This is a genomic window from Vogesella urethralis, assembly GCF_007644045.2.
Lineage (GTDB): Bacteria > Pseudomonadota > Gammaproteobacteria > Burkholderiales > Chromobacteriaceae > Vogesella > Vogesella urethralis.
The window spans coordinates 40,053-58,659 of record NZ_VMDW02000051.1 but is presented as its reverse complement, the minus strand read 5'-3'; the positions used below and the strand labels follow the sequence as shown (position 1 = coordinate 58,659).

18 protein-coding genes and 2 riboswitches are annotated in these 18,607 nt (G+C 60.1%); of the genes, 12 read left to right on the top strand and 6 right to left on the bottom strand.

From position 1 onward, the window contains the following. Positions 1-29: 29 nt before the first annotated feature. From cheZ to FLQ03_RS02705, 4 genes are all read right to left on the bottom strand, one after another. Positions 30-647: a protein phosphatase CheZ gene (gene cheZ, locus FLQ03_RS02720; RefSeq protein WP_276607753.1), complete on the bottom strand. Its 618-nt coding sequence runs from the start codon at positions 645-647 to the stop codon at positions 30-32. Positions 648-822: 175 nt separating this feature from the next. Further along, positions 823-1,212, bottom strand: a complete 390-nt coding sequence (gene cheY, locus FLQ03_RS02715) for a chemotaxis response regulator CheY (protein ID WP_144371862.1) — start codon at positions 1,210-1,212, stop codon at positions 823-825. A gap of 43 nt (positions 1,213-1,255) precedes the next feature. Further along, on the bottom strand, positions 1,256-2,191 hold the full coding sequence (locus FLQ03_RS02710; RefSeq protein WP_144371861.1) for a chemotaxis protein: 936 nt from the start codon (positions 2,189-2,191) through the stop codon (positions 1,256-1,258). 36 nt (positions 2,192-2,227) lie between these two features. After that, on the bottom strand, positions 2,228-3,169 hold the full coding sequence (locus FLQ03_RS02705; RefSeq protein ID WP_144371860.1) for a chemotaxis protein: 942 nt from the start codon (positions 3,167-3,169) through the stop codon (positions 2,228-2,230). 96 nt (positions 3,170-3,265) lie between these two features. Between FLQ03_RS02705 and FLQ03_RS02700 the strand changes: the two genes are divergently transcribed. The 9 genes from FLQ03_RS02700 to cheD all read left to right on the top strand — a co-directional run bounded on the left by FLQ03_RS02700 (position 3,266) and on the right by cheD (position 13,452). Next, on the top strand, positions 3,266-4,510 hold the full coding sequence (locus FLQ03_RS02700; RefSeq protein ID WP_144371859.1) for a sensor histidine kinase: 1,245 nt from the start codon (positions 3,266-3,268) through the stop codon (positions 4,508-4,510). A gap of 11 nt (positions 4,511-4,521) precedes the next feature. Further along, on the top strand, positions 4,522-4,827 hold the full coding sequence (locus FLQ03_RS02695; RefSeq protein ID WP_144371858.1) for an STAS domain-containing protein: 306 nt from the start codon (positions 4,522-4,524) through the stop codon (positions 4,825-4,827). Between the two features lie 171 nt (positions 4,828-4,998). Next, on the top strand, positions 4,999-5,364 hold the full coding sequence (locus tag FLQ03_RS02690; protein ID WP_144371857.1) for a response regulator: 366 nt from the start codon (positions 4,999-5,001) through the stop codon (positions 5,362-5,364). 31 nt (positions 5,365-5,395) lie between these two features. Next, the gene (locus tag FLQ03_RS02685; RefSeq protein WP_144371856.1) at positions 5,396-7,612 is read left to right on the top strand and encodes a chemotaxis protein CheW; all 2,217 of its coding nucleotides are present in this window, start codon (positions 5,396-5,398) and stop codon (positions 7,610-7,612) included. A 42-nt stretch (positions 7,613-7,654) separates the two neighbouring features. Then, positions 7,655-8,149: a chemotaxis protein CheW gene (locus FLQ03_RS02680; protein ID WP_144371855.1), complete on the top strand. Its 495-nt coding sequence runs from the start codon at positions 7,655-7,657 to the stop codon at positions 8,147-8,149. A 14-nt stretch (positions 8,150-8,163) separates the two neighbouring features. Then, positions 8,164-10,908 (top strand): methyl-accepting chemotaxis protein, encoded by a 2,745-nt coding sequence (locus tag FLQ03_RS19530; RefSeq protein WP_144371854.1) that lies wholly within the window; start codon positions 8,164-8,166, stop codon positions 10,906-10,908. Further along, positions 10,893-11,762 (top strand): CheR family methyltransferase, encoded by an 870-nt coding sequence (locus FLQ03_RS02670; RefSeq protein ID WP_240802183.1) that lies wholly within the window; start codon positions 10,893-10,895, stop codon positions 11,760-11,762. The genes FLQ03_RS19530 and FLQ03_RS02670 overlap by 16 nt, the downstream gene beginning before the upstream one ends. Further along, positions 11,759-12,853 carry a protein-glutamate methylesterase/protein-glutamine glutaminase gene (locus tag FLQ03_RS02665; RefSeq protein ID WP_144371853.1) on the top strand — a complete coding sequence of 365 codons (1,095 nt, stop codon included), beginning with the start codon at positions 11,759-11,761 and terminating at the stop codon, positions 12,851-12,853. Before FLQ03_RS02670 ends, FLQ03_RS02665 begins: the two co-directional genes overlap by 4 nt. After that, positions 12,850-13,452: a chemoreceptor glutamine deamidase CheD gene (gene cheD / locus FLQ03_RS02660; protein WP_144371852.1), complete on the top strand. Its 603-nt coding sequence runs from the start codon at positions 12,850-12,852 to the stop codon at positions 13,450-13,452. The genes FLQ03_RS02665 and cheD overlap by 4 nt, the downstream gene beginning before the upstream one ends. Before the next feature lie 215 nt (positions 13,453-13,667). Here the strand turns inward: cheD and fdxA are convergent, their stop codons facing one another. Next, on the bottom strand, positions 13,668-13,991 hold the full coding sequence (gene fdxA / locus FLQ03_RS02655) for a ferredoxin FdxA (protein WP_144371851.1): 324 nt from the start codon (positions 13,989-13,991) through the stop codon (positions 13,668-13,670). Positions 13,992-14,068: 77 nt separating this feature from the next. On the opposite strand from fdxA, the gene gluQRS reads away from it, so the two are divergent. Further along, complete coding sequence (gene gluQRS / locus FLQ03_RS02650; protein ID WP_420855646.1) at positions 14,069-14,959, top strand: tRNA glutamyl-Q(34) synthetase GluQRS; 891 nt, start codon at positions 14,069-14,071, stop codon at positions 14,957-14,959. Positions 14,960-15,200: 241 nt separating this feature from the next. Continuing rightward, positions 15,201-16,523 carry an amino acid permease gene (locus tag FLQ03_RS02645; protein WP_144371849.1) on the top strand — a complete coding sequence of 441 codons (1,323 nt, stop codon included), beginning with the start codon at positions 15,201-15,203 and terminating at the stop codon, positions 16,521-16,523. An 81-nt stretch (positions 16,524-16,604) separates the two neighbouring features. Here the strand turns inward: FLQ03_RS02645 and FLQ03_RS02640 are convergent, their stop codons facing one another. Then, the gene (locus tag FLQ03_RS02640) at positions 16,605-16,889 is read right to left on the bottom strand and encodes a hypothetical protein (protein ID WP_144371848.1); all 285 of its coding nucleotides are present in this window, start codon (positions 16,887-16,889) and stop codon (positions 16,605-16,607) included. 329 nt (positions 16,890-17,218) lie between these two features. Next, positions 17,219-17,319: riboswitch (glycine riboswitch) on the top strand. A gap of 7 nt (positions 17,320-17,326) precedes the next feature. Next, positions 17,327-17,423: riboswitch (glycine riboswitch) on the top strand. Positions 17,424-17,460: 37 nt separating this feature from the next. On the opposite strand from FLQ03_RS02640, the gene gcvT reads away from it, so the two are divergent. Continuing rightward, a complete protein-coding gene (gene gcvT / locus FLQ03_RS02635; protein ID WP_144371847.1) occupies positions 17,461-18,546 on the top strand; it encodes a glycine cleavage system aminomethyltransferase GcvT in 1,086 nt (361 codons plus the stop codon). Positions 18,547-18,607: the final 61 nt, after the last annotated feature.

The window sequence follows — 18,607 nt, the reverse complement described above, 5'->3', positions numbered from 1 at the left end:
CGACTTGATGCTTGTTCTTGGTTGACAGCTTAGAAACCCAGGCTGTCGAGCAGATCGTCCACTTGCTGCTGGCTGGTTACCACGTCGGTGCGGCCATCCGGGTTCACCACCGGACCATTCAGCAGTTCGGTGTTGATGTCCATCTTGCGGTCTGCCGGCAGGTACTCGATCAGCACGGTCAGCAGCTCCGACTCCAGCGTCTTGACCATGTCCATGACTTTCTTGATGACCTGGCCGGTCAGATCCTGGAAGTCCTGTGCCATCACGATTTCCAGTAGCTGGTTGCTGGTGGCATCGGTTTGCTTCGGCACCAAGCTCAGGTAAGCGCGGGTGTCTTGCGCCAGTTGCTTGAATTCTTCGGTACTGAGCTTGTTGGCAAACAGTAATTCCCAGCGCTGGTTCAACTGGTCGGCACGGGCTTGCAGATCGTCCTGGATCGGCTTGGCGATATCCGTGGCATTCAGCACCCGCTCCGCCGCGTTTGCCGTCAGAGTGGCAATGTAGCTGAGGCGGTCCTTGGCATCCGGAATGGCATCGGCCACGCGTTCCAGGGATTTGTCGTAGCCCAGCTCGCGCAGGGTGTCATGGAGCTTGCGTGTCATCTGGCCTATCTGTGCATACATGCCCATGACCTGTTCTTGGGTCATTTCTACCGGGGCTGCTGCTGTCGCTACGGGCTGGCTAGCTGCCGGTGCGGCTTGTTGCTGGGTTGCTGCAATGCTGTCAAAAAGTGCTTCCAGTTCTGGAGAGTCGCCACTTTCAAGAAGGTGATCAGACACGATTACTCCTCCTCAACCGCTCAATGTTCGCGATATATCGATGTTATTTGTTCAGGTTCTGGAAGATCTTGTTCATCTTTTCTTCCAGCGTCGCGGCGGTAAACGGCTTCACGATGTAGCCACTGGCACCGGCAGTTGCGGCTTCGATGATGTTTTCACGCTTGGCTTCAGCGGTAATCATCAGGAAGGGCATGTGCTTCAACTGGGCGTCAGCACGTACTGCGCGCAGCAACTCGATGCCGGTCATGTTGGGCATGTTCCAATCGGAAACGATGAAGTCGAAGTGCTGGGTTTTCAGCTTGTGCAGGGCGACCTGTCCGTCTTCGGCTTCATCCACGTTGGTGAAGCCCAGTTCTTTCAACAGGTTGCGCACGATGCGTCTCATGGTGGAGAAGTCATCCACGACGAGGAAACGGAGGTTTTTATCTGCCATTGGCTTTGTCCTGACCGAATATTTTGGTGTTTAACCCGCTATTTTAGCGTTGCAGGAACGGAATTAAAGTATCTGCAAGGATGGCGGGGTCAAATTTCGCCACATAGGCGTCAACCCCGACACTGGTACCCATGGCACGGTTGGCATTGGACGACAGCGAAGAGTGCATGATGACCGGGATGCCGTTGAAGCGGTGATCGGACTTGATCAGCTTGGTCAGCACGTAACCATCCATTTCCGGCATTTCGGCATCCACCAGAATCAGCTTCAGGGTATCGTGCAGGTTTTCATTTTCCGACCAGTTGCGGTTGGCCAGCACCTGCAGTTTGTCCCAAGCTTCCTTGCCATTGTTGGCCTGATGGTATTTGAGGCCCATCTTGTCCAGCACGCTGCTGATTTCCTTACGGGCGACCACCGAGTCGTCCACGAAGAACACGTACTGGTCTTGCTCCAGCTGTGCCGAAGGGATATCCGGCACACGGGTTTCGCCCACTACGCTGGCAAGAATCTGTTCTACGTCGAGGATGGATACCAGCTTGCCGTCTTCCAGTTCGGTGACGGCGGTGATCAGCGTCTGCTGGGTGGTGCTCATCACGTTTTCCGGTGCACGTACCTTGTCCCAGTCTACGCGGATGATGCGGTCAACCGAGTCCACCAGGAAGGCCTGTGTGCTCTTGTTGAACTCGGTCACGATCATGGTGCCGTAGGTGGTGGTTTCGGTTTCGCAGCCGATGAATTTGGCCAGCGAAATCACCGGAATGATGTTGCCGCGCAGCGACAGGACGCCTTCTACACCAAACGGCATATTGGGCGTGCGGGTGATGAACGGGGTCTGCGATACTTCGCGGACCTTGAAAACGTTGATGCCGAAGGTCTCGCGCGTCCCCAGCGAGAACAGCAGGATTTCCATCTTGTTCGAGCCCGCCAGTTTGGTGCGGGCGTCTACGCTGGCCAGAAGGGATGCGTCAGATGCTGCCATGGCTATTCCTTTTTATTCCAGAGATTATCGGGTAGCTCAGATTTTCAGCATCTCGCGAATTTTCATCGAGAGCTTCTGCGGTTCGAATTTGGATACATAAGCATCTACCCCTACCGACTCGCCCAGTTTCTGGTTGGACTGGCCGGACAACGAGGAATGCATCAGCACCGGGATGCCGGCAAAGCGCGGGTCGGATTTGATCATCTTGGTCAGCATGTAGCCATCCATCTCCGGCATTTCCACGTCGGTCAGCACCAGATGCACGATATCGCTCAGCTTGCGGCCGGCCAGGTCGGCCTGGCTGGCCATGCGTTGCAGATCGTCCCAAGCACGCATGCCGTTGATGGCGTAGGCGTACTTGACCTGCATGGCCTGGAAAGTGCGCTCGATCTGCTTGCGGGCCACGGCCGAGTCGTCAGCAAAGTAGACCATGCGCTCTTCTTTCAGCGGCTCGATGTTGACGAATTGGTGTTCGTCACCGTACATGGCGGTTTCTGCCAGTACTTTTTCCACGTCCATCATCATCACCAGAGTGCCTGCGTCCAGCTCGGTGACGGCAGTGACCAAGCCGCCCATGCGGTTGGTGATCATGTCCGGCGGCACACGCATTGCGGCCCAGTCGAGGCGCAGAATAGTGTCGACCGCTTCCACCAGAAAACCCTGGGTGTGGCCGTTGTATTCGGTCACGATCATGATTTCGGGGCGCTTGTCGGAAATGATGCCGGCGTACTTGGCTAGGTCGATCACCGGCACCAGGCTGCCACGCAGGCTGACCATGCCTTCAACCGATGCTGGCATTTCGGGCGCCGACGTGATTTCCGGCGTACGCATCACTTCCCGCACCTTGAAGACATTGATGCCAAAAGTCTCTTTCCTGCCGGTACGCTGGTCAACGCCCAGGGAGAAAAGCAGGATCTCCAGTTTGTTAGTGCCGGCCAGCTTGGTGCGGGCATCAATTTTTTTGAGTAGTTCAGACACGGAAACCTCCGGAGGTTGGCTGTCGTTCAACGTGGTCACTGACAATACTATTCATACTATTTCCGCGGAAAAAGGCTAGGGCAAGTTTACTTGGCCTTGTGGCTGGTCAGTATGTCGCGGCTGTCTTACGTCTATTATCATACTGTTCAACCATGTTTTACAAATGATGTGTCGCAACTGAACGAGGTTTTAAGAATGAATGCGGATGAACGCCAGCTGCGCAGCGCGCTGGAACACTTCAATAGTGTGACGGACAACCTGATTCAGGCCTATCAGTTGCTAGAGGCCCAGGTGGCCGAACTGAACGTCAAACTGCAAGTGGCCAATGACGAGCTGGTGGCCAAGTCGGCCGCCAACGAGCAATTGGCTGCCAAGCTGTCTACCCTGCTGCAAGTGATGCCCGCTGGTGTGGTGGAGCTGGATGAGCAAGGCCGTATCGTTGCCCTGAACGAGGCCGTTCAGGCATGGCTACCCAGCCTGCGGCCGGGCGATGACTGGTGCCTGGCTGATCACTTTCACGACAGTGGCAGCGATGGCGTTTATGCGGGCAAGCAAGGCGGTCAGTTCTTCACCGTGCTGGCGTGTCCGCTGCCCGATGCCGGCTCTTTCTTGATGCTGGTGGATGTCAGCAAACTGCATCATTTGCATCAGCAGTTGGCGCAGCAGGAGCGCTTGGCGGTGATGGGCCGGATGGCGGCGTCGCTGGCGCACCAGATCCGCACGCCGTTGGCCACCGCACTGTTGTATGCGGCCAACCTGCAGCGAGACGATTTGCCTGCGGACGGGCGTACCCGTTTTGCTGGCAAGGTGGTCAACCGACTCCAGGCGCTGGAAGCGTTGGTGCAGGACATGTTGCGCTTTGTCCGCATCGGCCCTGCCGATGGCAGTAGTGAAGTGTTCGAGGTGTCACCGCTGCTGACCGAGCTGGAGGCCGTGGTGCAGCCGCAACTGGCGGACAAGTCCTTGCAGTGGCAGGCCGAGGTAACTGCTGTGGGATGGGTGCAAGGACGCCGCGCCGAATTGCAGGGAGCGTTGGTCAATTTGCTGGAAAATGCTTGCGAACACGCGCCGCGTGGTACTGCTGTTACGCTGCAGTCAATGATCAGTGGAGATTTTTACGTCATCCGGGTAATTGATCAGGGCAAAGGCGTGCCCGAGCAGGTAGAATCGCAAATCTTTGATCCCTTCTTCACCACGCGCGCTACCGGCACCGGGCTTGGCCTTGCCATTGTCAAACGCGTGGCTGAGGATATGAAGGGCTGTATAAACTATATGCGGGACGAACGCGGCACCGTTTTCGAACTGGTGCTGCCGCTGGTGCCCGTGGCACAGACTAGCTGAATGGGGAATGTATGAAGCCGATCGTGAAGGTAGAAGGCAAGACCGGGACCATCCTGCTGATTGGTCAGTTCGATTTCAATGTGCACAAGGACTTCCGTGCCGCCAGTCAGGAGCTGCTGGAAAACGCCGAAGTGAGCAATATCGATGTGAACTTCGAACAAGTACCGTATCTGGACAGTTCGGCACTGGGCATGCTGCTGCTGTTGAAAGAGCGCGCTGGCGCAGCCGGCAAGGAACTGGCGCTGATCAACTGCAAGGATACCGTGCGTCAGGTGCTGGAAATTGCCTGCTTTACCAAGCTGTTCACCATTCGCTAACCGCTGATCGGGGCTCGAGGCGATGATCGTTGCGTCGTGCTGCTGCTGTCAGTGTCGAAACCGGGCTGGATAAACCGCTATGCATTGGCTATATGGTATAAAAAGCTGGTAGCCTGCACGTTGTTTTCGTTTAAATTGTGAACATACCTAATTTCATGGATTGCTGAGTCTATGGCTAAAAGAATTCTAACGGTGGACGACTCCGCCTCTATTCGCCAGATGGTGGCCTTTACCCTGAAAAGTGCGGGCTACGAGGTGGTGGAAGCATCCGATGGCAATGCCGGTCTGTCCAAGGCGCAAGCAGTGCAGGTTGATCTGGTGCTGACCGACCAGAACATGCCGGGTATGGATGGCCTGACGCTGATCCGCTCACTGCGTCGACTGCCCAATTACGCCACCGTGCCCATCCTGATGCTGACCACCGAATCCAGCGATCAGATGAAAGCGCAGGGGCGGGCAGCCGGTGCCACCGGCTGGCTGGTCAAACCTTTCGATCCGCAAAAACTGGTGGATGTGGTACGCCGTCTCGTTGGTTAATTCATCAGAACCATCTACCTAGGGGGCGTCCATGACTTTTGACATGTCGCAGTTCCATCAGGTGTTCTTTGATGAGACTGCGGAACACTTAGTCAATATGGAGTCGCTTCTGCTGGCGATCGACGTCAACCAGCCAGAATCCGAAGACCTCAATGCCATCTTCCGTGCCGCCCACTCTATCAAGGGGGGCGCCGCCACGTTCGGTTTTACCGATCTGGCAGACCTCACGCACGTACTGGAAAACCTGCTCGACAAAGTCCGCAAGGGCGAATTGCCGTTAAGCCGGCAGATCGTCGACGCTTCCTTGCTGTCTGGCGACTTGCTGAAAGACATGCTGGCGTTCCACCGCGGCGATGTACCGGTGGATCAGACGCGTATCGAGTCGCTGAAGCAGACGCTGGAACAACTGTCCGTGCCCGGAGGTGCTGTTGCTGCTGCCGAACCAGCCAAGCAGGCTGCAGTTCAAGCGGCACGGTTGCATATCGAGCTTTACCCGCCGCTGCCGCTGGAAGAGGCGGATATCTGGGCGCGTCTGTCTGCACTGGGTAGTTTGCAACATGTGCAGCCGCTGGATGCCACGATCGATCCGCCGCAGCCCGGTCTGGCTTTGCTGGCTACCCAGGCTGCCTGTGACGAGGTGATCGAGATGCTGGCGTTCCTGCTGGCACCCGAATCCTTCCGTGTCATCGAAGATGTGACCATCGAGGACGATGGCGTCGGCTTTTTTGCCCTGCCTCCCTCGACGCCGGCACTCACTCAGGACGTGGCCTTTGAAGAAGATGGCTTTGGCCTGTTTGCGCCGCTACCCGCCAGCCAAGGCAGCGCCGACATTGCTTTCGAAGAAGACGGCTTCGGATTGTTTGCCCCTTTGCCGGCAAGCAATCCCGTCACTAGCAATGGCATTGCGTTTGAAGAGGACGGTTTCGGCCTGTTCGAACCGGTTGCCGTGGCGGCCAACCCTGTGCCCAGTCCGATCCCCGCCGTCGCCGTGCCTGCACGCGAGGTTACGCGTCACGAACCGCGAACCACTGCGGTGGCGCCGGCTGCCGCCAATAGTGGTGAAAACTCCATCCGTGTCAGCACCGACAAGGTCGACTTGCTGCTGAACCTGGTCGGCGAACTGGTGATTACCCAGTCCATGCTGATGCAGTACGGCACCGGGCTCGACTCGGTAGAGCACGAGAACCTGTTGAACAGCATCTCGTTGCTACAGCGTAACTCGCGCGAGTTGCAAGAGGCGGTGATGTCGATCCGCATGATGCCTATCGCCTTCGTGTTCAACCGCTTCCCGCGGGTGGTGCGCGACTTGGCCGGCAAACTGGACAAGCAAGTCGAGCTGAAAATGGTGGGTGAAAACACCGAGCTCGACAAAGGCTTCATCGAGAAGTTGTCCGACCCGCTGACCCACCTGGTACGCAATAGCCTGGACCACGGCATCGAAGCGCCGGTTGTGCGCCGGGCCAAAGGCAAGAAAGAAACCGGCCTCTTGACGCTGCGTGCCTTCCACGAAGGCGGCAGCATTGTCATCGAAGTGACGGACGATGGTGCCGGCCTGCGTCGCGACAAAATCCTGTCCAAGGCGCGCGAAAGCGGCCTGCCGGTGACCGACAGCATGAGCGACAGCGAAGTGTGGGCACTGATCTTCGAGCCTGGCTTCTCTACCGCCGCCGAAGTGACCGACGTGTCCGGCCGTGGCGTGGGCATGGACGTGGTGCGCAAGAATATCGTGGCCATGGGCGGGCGTATCGACATCAGCAGCATGGTCGATATCGGTACCACCATGACCATCCGCTTGCCGCTGACGCTGGCCATCATGGACGGCATGTCGATCAAGATCGCCGACGAAACCTATGTACTGCCGCTCAATTACATCCTGGAATCGCTGCAGCCCAAGCCCGGCGAAGTGAAAACCATCGCCGGCCGTGGCCAGGTTGTCAGCGTACGCGGCGAGTACCTGCCCATCATCGGCGTGGCCGAGTTTTTTGCCATCGAGCCGCTGCTGGCGCAGCCGGACAAAGCCATCCTGATCATTGTGGAGTCTGGTGGCCAGAAGGTGGCGCTGATGGTAGACGAGCTGCTGGGCCAACAGCAGTTCGTGGTGAAAAACCTGGAGGCCAACTACCGCAAGGTGGAAGGTTTGTCCGGTGCCACCATCATGGGCGATGGCCGCGTGGCGCTTATCCTGGATGTGGCCGCTATTGTGCGTGCCAATCTGCAGAAAACCCTCGGCGAAGTGCTGACCGCCTAGGCGGCGCATTCGCATTGAAAAGACAAAGATAAGGTGTCGCTCATGGACGCTAGCAATAACGGAGATGCCGACAAGGCAAGGCGCGAATACCTGGTATTCGCGCTGGGTAATGAAGAGTACGGTATCGACATCCTGAAAGTGCAGGAGATACGCGGCTACGACGCCGTCACCCGGCTTGCCAAGTCGCCAGACTTCATCAAGGGGGTGATCAACCTGCGCGGTCACATCGTGCCCATCGTCGATATGCGAATCAAGTTCGATGTTGGCAACGTCATTTATAATGACTTCACCGTTGTCATCATCCTGAACGTGCTCAACCGTACGGTTGGCATGGTGGTGGACGGGGTGTCTGACGTGATCGAACTGGCCGGTGACGATATCCGCCCGGCGCCGGAGTTCGGCTCGGTGATGAATACCAATTACATCCAGGGCCTGGGGGTGGTCGGCGAGCGCATGATCATCATGGTGGACATCGAGAAGCTGATGAGCAGTGACGAGATGGCGCTGATGGATGCCACGGTTGCGGCCAACGTTTAACACAGGGGACAAGCATGAAAGTCAAACAGCTACTGATACTCGGGTTCGGCGTGCTCCTTACCCTGATTGCGGCCTCCTCCATCCTGGCCGTCACCCGCCTGAACACCATCATCGAAAGCGGCTGGGAAATCACCGAAAACCACATGCCGCGTGCCGCGGCGGTCAACAAGGTGGTAGACAACCTGAATGCCACCGCACGCGGAGTCCGTACCGCGTTGCTGACGGATGATCCCAAGCTGGCCGAGCAGCAGCTGGCTGAAATCGATGAGCAACTGGGCAATATCGATATTGCTTTCAAGGTTCTGGAAAAGCATGCGCCGGAAGATGAGTCGGTTGCCATGCAAAGCGCGCTGATGAAGGCCGATCAGGATTACCGCGCCAAGCTGCGCCAGTTCATCACTCTGTTCCGTGCTGGCCAGACGGCAGAAGCCAAGGCCTTCCTGTTCTCCCATGTTCGTGACAGTCAGAAGGCTTACCTGGCCGCAACTGATAAACTGGTGGTGTTCGAAGAAGGCAACGCCATGTCGCATGGCAAGGAGTTGCAAACCGAAGCCAAATCGTCGCTGATGGTGACGCAGGGTTTCTTGCTGGCTTCGCTGGTAATCGGCTTGCTGGCAGCCTACCTGATCGGACGTTCGCTGTTCCGCGTGATCGGTGGCGAGCCGTCTGACGCTACTCAGTTGATGAAGGAACTGGCCCAGGGTGAAGTGACCAGCACGCTGGACGTGAAGGAAGGTGATAGCAGCAGCCTGTTCTATTACATCAAGCAGGCTGCAGACAAGGCGCTGGAAAACATCCGCGTGCGTAACGCGCTGGATACTGCTGCGGCCAACGTGATGATTGCCGATGCCAGCGGTACCGTGGTGTACGCCAATGCGGCGGTACTGAACATGCTGTCTACCGCAGAAGCCGATATCCGCAAGGAGCTGCCGTCTTTCTCGGCACGTGGCGTGATCGGCAGCAACATCGATGGTTTCCACAAGCGTCCGGAGCACCAGCGTAACCTGCTGGCCGGTCTGCGCGGTTCGCACCAGGCACAAATCGGCGTTGGCGGCCGTACCTTTATCCTGATCGCCACGCCGATGCACAGTGCCAGCGGCAAGCCGATCGGCACCATCGTCGAGTGGCAGGACATTACCGAGCAACTTCGCCAGCAAGGCTTGGACAAAGAACGCCGCATCGAAGAACAACGCCTGCTGGAAGAAAACACCCGTATCCGCAAAGCGCTGGACAACGTGTCGTCCAACGTGATGATCGCCGACAACAACCGTACCATCATCTACATGAACCGCAGCGTGCAGGAAATGCTGCAAGCGGCCGAAGCCGATATCAAGCGTGTGCTGCCCAATTTCGACACCCGCAAGCTGCTGGGTGGCAGCATGGACGGCTTCCACCGCAACCCGGCGCACCAGCGCGACTTGCTGGCAGCGCTGCAAACCACGCACAGCAGCCAGATCACTGTGGGTGGTCGCACCTTCCGCTTGGTGGCCAACCCGGTATTCAGCGACAGTGGCGAACGCATCGGCTCCGTGGTGGAGTGGGCTGACCGTACCGAAGAAGTGCGTGTCGAGAAAGAGGTGTCCGAAGTGGTGGGGGCCGCAGCCAGTGGCGACTTCAGTCAGCGCATTCCGATGGAAGGCAAGACCGGCTTCTTTGCCACCCTGTCTGGCCAGGTCAACCAGCTGCTGGACGTTTCCAGCCGCGGCCTGAGCGATATCGCCCAGGTGCTGTCCGGCCTGGCGGCAGGCGACCTGACCCGCACCATCGAAGCCGAATACGAAGGCATGTTCGGCCAACTGCGTGACGACACCAACCTCACCGTGTCTCGCCTGAAAGAGATTGTCAGCAACATCAAGGAAGCCACCGACGCCATCAATACGGCGGCGCAGGAAATCTCGGCCGGTAACGTCAACCTGTCCAGCCGCACCGAGCAACAGGCCGCCAGTCTGGAAGAAACCGCGTCCAGCATGGAGGAAATCACCAGCACGGTGAAGCAGAACGCCGAGAACTCGCGCAAGGCCAATAGCCTGGCGGTGGGGGCATCCGATATCGCCTCCCGCGGTGGCGAGGTGGTGGGCCGCGTGGTGTCCACCATGAACGAGATCAACGAGAGTGCCACCAAGATCGTTGACATCATCAGCGTGATCGATGGCATTGCGTTCCAGACCAATATCCTGGCGTTGAACGCGGCGGTGGAAGCGGCACGAGCAGGCGAGCAAGGCCGCGGCTTTGCCGTGGTGGCCAGCGAAGTGCGCAACCTGGCACAGCGTTCTGCCGCTGCCGCCAAGGAGATCAAGGCCCTGATTGGCGACTCGGTCGAGAAAGTGGAATCCGGTACCCGTTTGGTAGACGAAGCGGGCCGTACCATGGAAGAAATCGTGTCGTCCATCCGTCGTGTGACCGACATCATGAGCGAGATCTCGGCAGCGTCGATCGAGCAGAGCTCGGGTATCGAGCAGGTGAACCTGGCGGTTAGCCAGATGGACGAAAACACCCAGAAGAACGCGGCGCTGGTGGAAGAAGCCGCAGCAGCAGCCGAGTCGCTGGAAGAGCAGGCCTCCAACCTGCGTGATGCCGTGGCCATCTTCAAGGTGGATGGTTACGCCGCCAAGTCGGCCGCGCGCAGCGAGCGCAAGCCGCAGCCAGCAGCCCGGCCGCTACCGCAAGCCGATGCGGCACAGCGCCGTACTCTGCCGGCAATGAGCCAGCACCCGGTGCGCCCGGCAGCCAGCGATGAAGGCGAGTGGGAGGAATTCTGAGCACCGCATCCGATCAGGACAGCATCTTCGAGCGGGATCTTCATTTCACCGATGAAGATTTCCGCATTGTCCGCGAGCTGTTGTACGACAAAACCGGTATCGCCCTGACTGCAGTCAAGAACCACATGGCGTACGCCCGGCTGGCCAAGCATGTCCGGCGCTTGGGTGTGCGCCGTTTTTCCGACTACCTGGCCATGCTGCGTTCGGAAGAGGGGGCGCACGAGTGGGAGCACTTCATCAATGCGCTTACCACCAACCTCACCTCGTTTTTTCGCGAAGCCCACCATTTCGACATGCTGCGCCAGCACGCGCAGCGCCACGCCGTCAGCGGCGAGCCGTACCGGGTGTGGAGTTCGGCCTCGTCAACCGGCGAGGAACCGTACTCCATCGCCATGACGCTGGACCCGGTGCTGCGTGCTGCGCCTTACCAGATCATCGCATCGGACATCGACACCCATGTGTTGCAGAAAGCGGCCAGTGGCGTCTATGCGCTGGAGCGCATTGCCAAACTCAGCGACAGCCAGCTCAAGCAGTTTTTCCTGCGCGGCAAGGGTGCCAACGAAGGCATGGTCAAGATCAAGTCCGGTCTGATGCGGCACCTGGAGTTCCGCCAGATCAACCTGGTCGATCGCAGCTGGCCGGCGATCGGCCAGTTCGACGTGATTTTCTGCCGCAATGTGCTGATTTATTTCGATAAACCAACCCAGGCCGGTATTCTGGAACACTTCGCCCAGTACCTGAAGCCGCACGGCTTGCTGCTGCTTGGGCATTCCGAAAACATCCAGCACATCACCGAGACCTTCACGCCATGCGGCAAGACTGCCTACCGCCTGGCGAACGGAAAAGCACCATGATTCAGGGCCGCAAGATACGAGTAGTAGTGGTAGACGATTCCGCACTGATACGCGAACTGCTCGGCAAGATCATCAACGAGCAGCCGGACATGGAGGTGGTGGCCTTTGCGCCGGACCCGATGGCCGCGCGCGAGCGCATCCGTGAAACCAACCCCGATGTGGTAACGCTGGACGTGGAAATGCCGCGCATGGACGGGCTGGAGTTCCTGCGCCGGCTGATGAGCCTGCGGCCAACCCCGGTGCTGATGATCTCGTCGCTTACCGCCGCCGGCTCCGATACCGCGCTACGCGCACTGGAGCTTGGCGCGGTGGATTGCATTGCCAAGCCGCAGCTGGATATCAGCCGTGGCATGCTCGATTACGCCGAGATGATCTGCGACAAGATCCGCGTGGCAGCCGAAGCGCGTGTGCGCTTGCCGTCGCGCTTCATCCTGCGTGACAGTGCCGAGCCGGCGCCGCCGGTTACCCGTGCAGCCACGCTCAGCCTGTTGCGTCGCGACAGCATTATCGTGGTAGGGGCCTCCACTGGTGGCACCGAGGCGCTGCGCGAGTTTCTGTCTAGCCTGCCGGCCGATGCACCACCGGTGCTGGTGGTGCAGCACATGCCGGAAAACTTCACACTGTCGTTTGCCCGTCGTCTGGACCAGTGTTGTGCGATGACCGTCTGTGAGGCTACCGATGGCCAGCCGGTGCAAGCCGGCCACGTTTACATTGCGCCCGGCCATTCCCACCTCAGCCTGCGCCGCCGTGCGGCAGGCGGCTTGGAAACCGCGCTCGACCAGAACGAGCCGGTCAACCGTCACCGCCCGTCTGTAGACGTGCTGTTCGACTCTGCGGCCAACCTACTGGGCAAACGTGCGGTCGGTGTGATCCTCACCGGCATGGGCAAGGATGGCGCTGCCGGCATGCTGCGCATGCGCGAAGCCGGTGCCTATAACTTTGGCCAGGACCAGGCTAGCTGCGTGGTATACGGCATGCCGCGTGCGGCCTACGACATTGGTGCCGTGCACGAAGTGGTGGCATTGAACCAGATGGCCGAGCGCGTGCTGGCATATCTGGCCGGCAAGAGCAGCAGGGAGGGTGGCGTATGACAAGCCCTGGTACCGCCAAACACCGCTATTTCGACAAACATTTCAACCGTGCGGCCGCCAAACTGCTGCCGGGGGAGTACCAGGCTTCGGAGGACGGCTTGTTGCTGGTGACCGTACTCGGCTCCTGTGTCTCGGCTTGCCTGCGTGACCGCAAGACCGGCATCGCCGGCATGAACCACTTCATGCTGCCAGACCAGGGCAGCAGTAACAGCGACCGCCTGATGCCGGCCCGTTTCGGTACCCATGCGATGGAATTGCTGATCAACGACATGCTGAAGCTGGGTGCTAACCGTAGCACCCTGGAAGCCAAGGTATTCGGCGGCGGCAACGTCATTGCCGGCATGACCACTGTGAACATCGGCCAGCGCAACGCCGGTTTCGTGCGTGCCTTCCTGGCGCAGGAAAACATCCCCATCGTGGCGGAAGACCTGGGCCTGGACATTGCCCGCAAGATTTACTTCTTTACCGATAGCGGCAAGGTGATGGTGAAGAAGATCAACCCGCAGCAGACGCTGGTGCAGGAAGAAGAAAGCTACCGTCGCCGTATCGACCGCGATACCGAGCAGAAGCACGGCGGCGATATCGACCTGTTCATTTAGGGGTGCCAGCCTGGTATGCCGGATAAAAGGTTGGCCGCGGCCAAGCTGTTGATGATCACAAAGCCTGTTTGCACTGCAAACAGGCTTTGTTTTGTAAACGGGAGGGCGGATTCAAAAACGGATGGGGTGCTGCCCGGTGGTGCCGGTGCCGTAAAGCCTTGGCGGGTAGCTTATCTGCAGCCTGAAAGGTTGGCCGCAGCCAACCTCTTTTGCGTCTAGCGCTCCAGTAGCGGCAGTTTGCCGCTTTGCGCGGCCCAGTGTTCGTGGTCCGGCAGCGGTGTCTTCTGGGTGGTGATTACCGGCCACTGCGCCGCCAGTTCGGCGTTCAGTGCCAGCATGTGGGCCTGATCGGCCGGCAGGTCGCTATCGGTGGTGATGGCGTCAATCGGGCACTCGGCAATGCACAGCGTGCAGTCGATGCACTCGTCGGGGTCGATGGCCAGAAAGTTGGGCCCCTCGTGAAAGCAGTCCACCGGGCACACCGACACGCAATCGGTGTATTTGCATTTGATGCAGGCTTCGGTTACAACGTGCGTCATCGTACAGCCCTCCGGGCGTGCTGGTTTCTTCTTCATTGTTGTCGTCTTTCTCCGCCATGTCAGCCTCGATTGTTCCCGTGGTACCGCGCCCTTACCGTGGCCGTTTCGCGCCTAGCCCAACCGGCCTGCTGCACGCTGGCTCGCTCAGTACCGCCATCGGCAGCTATCTGGAAGCCTGGGTACACGGTGGCGAGTGGTGGCTGCGCATCGAAGACCTCGATCCGCCTCGCGAAATGGCGGGTGCCGCCGATGCCATCCTGCGCACGCTGGACGCCTTCGGCTTCGAGTGGCAAGGCGAGCTGGCGTGGCAGCACGATCGCCACGAGCTGTACCGTGCCGCGCTGGCGCAGCTGATTGCGCAAGGGCACGCCTACGGCTGCGCCTGCACCCGCAAGGAAATCGCCGCCGCCGGCCTGCGCGGCCCTGACGGCATGGTCTACCCCGGTACGTGCCGTCACGGGGTGGTCGCCGGGCGCGAGGCGCGGGCGTGGCGACTGCGCGTGCCCGACGCCGAGCTGGCGTTCGACGACCGTCTGCAAGGCCGCTACGCGCAGCAACTGCAGCACGATATTGGGGACGTGGTGCTGCTGCGGGCGGATGGTTTCTGGGCCTACCAGCTGGCGGTGGTGGTGGACGACATCGCGCAGGGCATGACCGATATCGTACGCGGTGCCGACCTGCTGGTGTCCACGCCGCGTCAGCTATGGCTGCGGCAATGCCTGGGCGGCGCGCCGGTAACGCATTGCCATCTGCCGGTGCTGACCAATGCCGCCGGCGAGAAGCTGTCCAAGCAGACGCTGGCGCCGGCCATCGATGCGGCCAACGTGGCGCTGCAGTTGCGTCAGGCGCTGGCCTGGCTGGGCCACCCGGTGCCGGCAGACGTACAGACACGCGACGAGATCTGGCAGTGGGCGCGACAAAACTGGCAGCTGGGCAGGGTGCCGGCCGGGCCTATCGTCCTGGCATAGCCAAACAACGCTATAATTTTGTGCAAAGCAGCAGGGCCTCGGCGTCGGGGCCCTGTTTGTTTTATGGCGCGGCTGCAGGCCATGCAGCGCGTTACACCACGCTCCGGGACAGGGGCGGGTGTCAGGACATCAGCAAAAACCCGAGAACAATCAGGATTTTCCATGCCATACCCGTTTTACCGCACGCAGTGGGCGTGCCTTGTCGCTTTGCCGGTTTCCCCTGAGCTGAAAGGAGCGCGCCATGACTAAGGCCGCACCGGGCAAGCTCGGTTTCTGGATGTGTACCGCCCTGGTGGTGGGCAATATGATCGGCTCCGGCGTGTTCCTGCTGCCGGCCTCGCTGGCGCAGTACGGCGCCTCGTCGCTGATCGGCTGGACCATCACCTCGCTGGGCGCCATCTGCCTGGCGCTGGTATTTGCCAAGCTGGCCACCCTGCTGCCGCACAAGGCCGGGGGGCCGTACGCTTACATCCATGAAGGTTTCGGCGATTTCGCCGGCTTTCTGATCGCCTGGGGCTACTGGATTGCGCTGTGGGCCGGCAACGCCGCGCTGACCGTGGCCGGTGTCAGCTACCTGGGGGTGTTCTTTCCGGTACTGAACCAGAGCAACCTGGCCGCGGGTGCCACCGCCATCGGCCTGATCTGGCTGGTGACCTGGATCAACAGCCGCGGCCCGCAAAGCTCCGGTCGTGTGGCGATCGTGACCACGCTGATCAAGCTGCTGCCGCTGGGCGGCGTTACCATCGCCGGCCTGCTGTACCTGAACCCCGACTTCGTGCAGTTCAACCCGCAGCACAAGCCGCTGGGCGAGGCCATCCCCGCCACCATGGCGCTGACGCTGTGGGCGTTTCTGGGGCTGGAGTCGGCATCGGTACCCGCTGGCGATGTGGACCAGCCGCAGCGCACCATTCCGCGCGCCACTGTGCTGGGTACCCTGATTGCCGCCGGCCTGTACATCCTCAGCACCATTGCACTGCAGGGGCTGATGCCGGCCAGCCAGCTAGCTGCATCCAGCGCGCCGTTTGCCGATGCTGCCCGCCAGCTGTGGGGCGACTGGGCCTACTACGCGGTAGGCCTGGGGGCGGTGGTGTCGTGTTTCGGTGCGCTGAATGGCTGGTGCCTGATGCAGGGCCATATCCCGGCAGCCGCTGCGCGCGACCATTTGTTCCCGCGTTTTTTCACGCGTGAGAATCGTGCCGGCGTACCCATCGTCGGCCTGGTGCTGTCTACCGTGCTGGTGACCATCCTGCTGGCCAGCAAATACGCGGGCGGCGATAGCGGCGTGCAGATTTTCGAGTTCGTGATTTTGCTGGCCACCGCCACCACGCTGCTGCCGTACGCCTTCTGTGCCATGGCTCTGCTGGCGGTGATGCTGAAGCGCCATCGCCAGTTCAGCCGTCGCGACTGGTACGCGCCGCTGGCGTTCTCGTTTGGCGGCTTCATCTTTGCCATGTGGACCATCTACGGGTCTGGTGCCGAGGTGGTGATGTGGGGCGTGCTGCTGCTGCTGGCCGGCCTGCCGATCTACCTGTGGCAACTGCGCGAGCGGCTGGTCAAAGGCTAAACGCGGCGCGGCCAATAGGCAGCCAGGCCCGGCGTACACCGTACGCCGGGCCTGGTTTTTTGCGGCCAACCTTGCTGCTGGTCAGTCCAGCTGGAGCGGGATCAGCTCGTGTTCGCTGTGCAGCAGGCACGGTGACGCGCTATCCGCGTGTTCGGCTTGGCTGGTGTCGGCTGCATTGCCCAGCGTCTGCACGGCAGCCCGCATCACCAGCGATTTTTCCAGCGGGGGCAGGTGGGCCGTCACTTGCTGCAGCGTGTCCTGCAGCAGCAGCGCGTAGTACAGCTGATCCTGTCCGGCCAGGCGTGCGGCTTGCTCGCCATAGCTTTCCAGGTTGGCAAGAATGTCGTCCATCGATAATGACGGCATGGTGTTCTCCTGTCTTTGTCCGAGCCGTCACGCCCGTATCGGCAGCGGGCTGGCAGCATGATGGCACAATGGTGCGATAAAACAGTTGCTTGGCACGAGACCATCACTATCTTGCGGGGCGGATTTGTCCGGCATGTGTGGGTTTTGTAAGCGCGATGGCTACGGATGGGCGCGGCCTAAGCGGCGGTGGGGCTGCCAGTGCAAGACATGCGATAGCTATAAAGCATAATGGATTTGTGCTTGCTGCTCATCTGTTCAACGCCACACGATTTGCTGCCACAGTGCCGCCAAATCCCGCTTGCCAACGCGGCTACCGGCAACGATAATGCGCGCATTCCGCAGGAGAGAGCGGTTTGCCCGCCGGGCAAAACCGCCGCCGAAGGCGCAAGTGCACCCGCAATCGCTCAGGCAAAAGGACTGCAAGAATCGGGGTTTTCCCCGCAGAATCTGGAGAGCGGCGCACAGGATGCGCCCACCGAAGGGGCTAACGGCGCAATGCCGGAAAATCTCAGGTGCAGGGACAGAGGGGTGTGAGAAACAGAGGAAACTCACGCTCGTACAAGGACCTGCCATGACAGCCCCGCAACGTACCCCCCTATACGAAGCCCATCTCGCGTCCGGCGCGAAAATGGTCGATTTTGCCGGTTGGGACATGCCCATCCATTACGGCTCGCAGCTGAAAGAGCACGAGATCGTGCGTAGCGACGCCGGCATGTTCGACGTGTCGCACATGACCGTGGTGGACATCACCGGTAGCGACGCCAAGGCCTGGCTGCAAAAGCTGATTGCCAATGACGTGGCCAAGCTGGGTTTCGAGGGCAAGGCGCTGTATTCCGGCATGCTGAACGAACAAGGCGGTGTGGTAGACGATCTGATCGTATACCTCACCGCTTTTGGTTTCCGGATGGTCGTTAACGCCGGCACCACCGAAAAAGACCTGGCCTGGATGGACAAGCAAGCCGCCGGTTTTGACGTGAAGCTGCAAGTGCGCCGCGACCTGGCCATGCTGGCCGTGCAAGGCCCCACCGCCATCGACAAGGTGTGCAGCATGAAGCCGGCGCTGGCCGAGAGCATCCGCGCCCTCAAGGTATTCCAGGGCCTGCCGTCCGGCGAATGGTTCTTTGCTCGCACCGGTTACACCGGTGAAGACGGCCTGGAAATCATGATCCCGGCCGCCGAAGCCATCACCTTCTTCAACCAGCTGAAAGACGCCGGCGTAGCGCCTATCGGCCTGGGCGCCCGCGACACGCTGCGTCTGGAAGCCGGCATGAACCTGTACGGCCACGACATGGACGAGACCGTCTCCCCGCTGGAAGCCGGCATGGGCTGGACCATCGCCTGGACCGAAGGCCGCGACTTCATCGGCCGCAGCGCGCTGGAAGCGCAAAAAGCCGCCGGCGTGGCCATGAAGCAGGTGGGCCTGGTACTGGAAGGCCGCGGCGTACTGCGCGAAGGCCAGAAAGTCGTGGTAGACGGTATCGGTGAAGGCATCATCACCAGCGGCACCTTCTCGCCGACCCTCAAGCATTCCATCGCCATCGCCCGTGTGCCGGCGGCCACCGGCGCTACCGCCCAGGTAGACCTGCGCGGCACGCTGACCGACGTGCGTGTGGTGAAAATGCCGTTCGTGCGTAACGGCAAGAAAGTTTTTGAATAAGCTGGTGTATAACGACGGGGCGAGCAAGAGCCGGTCCCGGTACACCATCCAAGTCTATTTT

Bases quoted from the DNA above. Each gene is read 5' to 3' on its own strand.
- FLQ03_RS02640 (WP_144371848.1), bottom strand. From the start codon at position 16,889: ATGCCGTCATTATCGATGGACGACATTCTTGCCAACCTGGAAAGCTAT.
- gcvT (WP_144371847.1), top strand. From the start codon at position 17,461: ATGACAGCCCCGCAACGTACCCCCCTATACGAAGCCCATCTCGCGTCC.
- FLQ03_RS02710 (WP_144371861.1), bottom strand. From the start codon at position 2,191: ATGGCAGCATCTGACGCATCCCTTCTGGCCAGCGTAGACGCCCGCACC.
- FLQ03_RS02690 (WP_144371857.1), top strand. From the start codon at position 4,999: ATGGCTAAAAGAATTCTAACGGTGGACGACTCCGCCTCTATTCGCCAG.
- cheY (WP_144371862.1), bottom strand. From the start codon at position 1,212: ATGGCAGATAAAAACCTCCGTTTCCTCGTCGTGGATGACTTCTCCACC.
- FLQ03_RS02645 (WP_144371849.1), top strand. From the start codon at position 15,201: ATGACTAAGGCCGCACCGGGCAAGCTCGGTTTCTGGATGTGTACCGCC.
- FLQ03_RS02665 (WP_144371853.1), top strand. From the start codon at position 11,759: ATGATTCAGGGCCGCAAGATACGAGTAGTAGTGGTAGACGATTCCGCA.
- cheZ (WP_276607753.1), bottom strand. From the start codon at position 647: ATGACCCAAGAACAGGTCATGGGCATGTATGCACAGATAGGCCAGATG.
- cheD (WP_144371852.1), top strand. From the start codon at position 12,850: ATGACAAGCCCTGGTACCGCCAAACACCGCTATTTCGACAAACATTTC.
- FLQ03_RS02680 (WP_144371855.1), top strand. From the start codon at position 7,655: ATGGACGCTAGCAATAACGGAGATGCCGACAAGGCAAGGCGCGAATAC.
- FLQ03_RS02685 (WP_144371856.1), top strand. From the start codon at position 5,396: ATGACTTTTGACATGTCGCAGTTCCATCAGGTGTTCTTTGATGAGACT.
- FLQ03_RS19530 (WP_144371854.1), top strand. From the start codon at position 8,164: ATGAAAGTCAAACAGCTACTGATACTCGGGTTCGGCGTGCTCCTTACC.
- fdxA (WP_144371851.1), bottom strand. From the start codon at position 13,991: ATGACGCACGTTGTAACCGAAGCCTGCATCAAATGCAAATACACCGAT.
- FLQ03_RS02695 (WP_144371858.1), top strand. From the start codon at position 4,522: ATGAAGCCGATCGTGAAGGTAGAAGGCAAGACCGGGACCATCCTGCTG.